Here is a 2,015-nt window from a genome sequence, read left to right as displayed (position 1 = left end):
CGGTCCGGGGAGGTACGCGGGGCGACGGCCTCGACCCGGGTCAGCGCCGACTCCGGGATGTCCACCTGGGCGACGGTGCCCGCGCCGGTGTTGTGCAGGTGCACCCGCACGCCGTGCCGGGCCGCCAGGTGGGCCACCACGTGCAGGCCCATGCTGCCGGCCGCCGCGCTGGAGAGCATCGCGGGCACGCGCAGCCGCTCGTTGATCGCGGCGAGCCGGCTGTCGCTGATGCCGATGCCCTGGTCGTGTACGCGCAGCGTGAGCCCGTCGACGGTACGCCGGCCGTCGACGTGCACCGGCGTGTCCGGCGGCGAGTAGACGGTGGCGTTCTCCAGCAGCTCGGCGAGCAGGTGGACCAGGTTGCCGACGGCGTCGCCGTGCACCGCGGCGGTGGGCACGTCGACCTCCACCCGGGGATACTCCTCGATCTCCGAGGCGGCCGCCCGGACCACGTCGGCGAGCAGGTGGGCGCCCTCGTGCGTGCGGCCGGGCTCGCCGCCGGCGAGGACCAGCAGGTTCTCCCCGTTGCGCCGCATGCGGGCGGCGAGATGGTCCAGCGCGAAGAGCCGGGCCAGGGCGTCCGGGTCGGTCTCCTCGCGTTCGAACTCGTCGAGCAGGCGCAGCTGCCGGGTGATCAGGGTGCGGATCCGCCGGGCCAGCGCCTCGACCATCCGGGTCACGTCCATCCGCAGCTCGGCCTGCTCGCCGGCCAGCCGCAGCGCGGCCCGGTTCACCGTGTCGAAGGCCTGGGCGACCTGGGCCACCTCGTCCCGGCCCTGCCGGATCCCGGCGGTCAGCCGGGTGGCCGCGCCCTCGGTCTGCGTACCGTCGCCGGCGGCGATCGCGGTGATCCGCTCCGGCAGCTCGCGGTGCGCCATGGTCAGGGCCGCGACCCGCAGCCGGCGCAGCCGGCGGCTGGTGCGTACGGCGAGCAGCGTGGCGGCGGTCAGCGAGGCCAGCGCGACGGCCGTCGTCGCGCCGCCGGTGACCAGGGCCCGCCGTCGGGCGTCCCGGGCCAGGCCGGTGGCCCTGCGGTCGAGTTCCTCGGAGAGCTCGCGGCCGAGCAGGTTGTACCGGCGGATGGCCCCGCTCTGGGCCACGTACCAGGCGTCGCCGTCGGTCCTCAGCCCGCCCGGTTCCGTCTCCGCGTTGAGCGCGCTGTCGCGCATCCGCCGCGCCGCGGTGACGTCGGCGCCCGCCACCAGCCGGGTGTACGCCTCCGTCGACTTCCCGCCGGCGATCCGGGAGAACTCGGCCTGGCGCTGCTCCTGCGCGCCGCGCAGCTCACCGAGCCGGACCAGGTCCCCGTCGACCAGCGCGCCCCGCACGAAGACGGTGCGGAGCAGGTCGCGTTCCAGGGCGGCGAGGTGTTCCTGGGCGGCCACCGCCGCCACCTCCCGCGCCCCGTTGGCCAGGTCCCGGTCGCGGACCTGGGCCGGCAGCGCGTCGGCGACGGCGAGCAGCGACTCGACCAGGGCCAGGTAGGTGGGGTCGGCGGCGGTGGCGCCGAGCGCGGTCTGGCGGGCCGGGGCGAGCTGGCCGAGTTGCGCGTCGGCGCCGTCGAGCACCCGGCCGAGGTCGGGGGCGGCCCGGCGGGCGGCTCGGCTGGCGCTGCGGTAACGCTCGACGGAGGTGTCGACCCGTCGACGCTGCGCGTCGACGAGGGGACGGCCCGTCGAGCCGCCCCGCTGTTGCAGCGCCGCCGTCTCACCGAGTTCCCGCTCCAGCTCGTGCACCAGGCGCACGGTCGCCGTCGCGGTGCCGGCCAGCACCCGGGCGCGGTCCGCGTCGGCGGAGGCGTCCAGCGCGGTCGCGGTCTGGGTGGCCCCCAGCACCACCAGACCGACCGTGGCCACCAGGATCGGCGCGAGCAGCTGGGTGCGTACCGACCAGAGCCGGTCGGCGCGGTCGGTGGATCGGTGGTGCCGGCGCACCTGGGCGGGGTCGGGGAGCGACACTCGGGCCTTCCGGGGGTGGGTCGGGAGTGGGGGGGGGGGGGGGGGGGGGGGGGGGGG

Annotated in this window: 1 protein-coding gene; it reads right to left on the bottom strand. The window is 77.2% G+C overall.

Translation table 11 applies throughout. The annotated features are described in order from the left end of the window. The coding region (locus ACSNOB_RS31815) for a sensor histidine kinase (protein ID WP_436691128.1) at positions 1-1,958 on the bottom strand (1,958 nt) is incomplete at its 3' end. Positions 1,959-2,015: the final 57 nt, after the last annotated feature.

The sequence above is a fragment of the Micromonospora sp. URMC 106 genome (genome assembly GCF_051386395.1).
GTDB lineage: Bacteria > Actinomycetota > Actinomycetes > Mycobacteriales > Micromonosporaceae > Micromonospora.
This window is presented reverse-complemented; position numbering and strand designations above follow the sequence as displayed.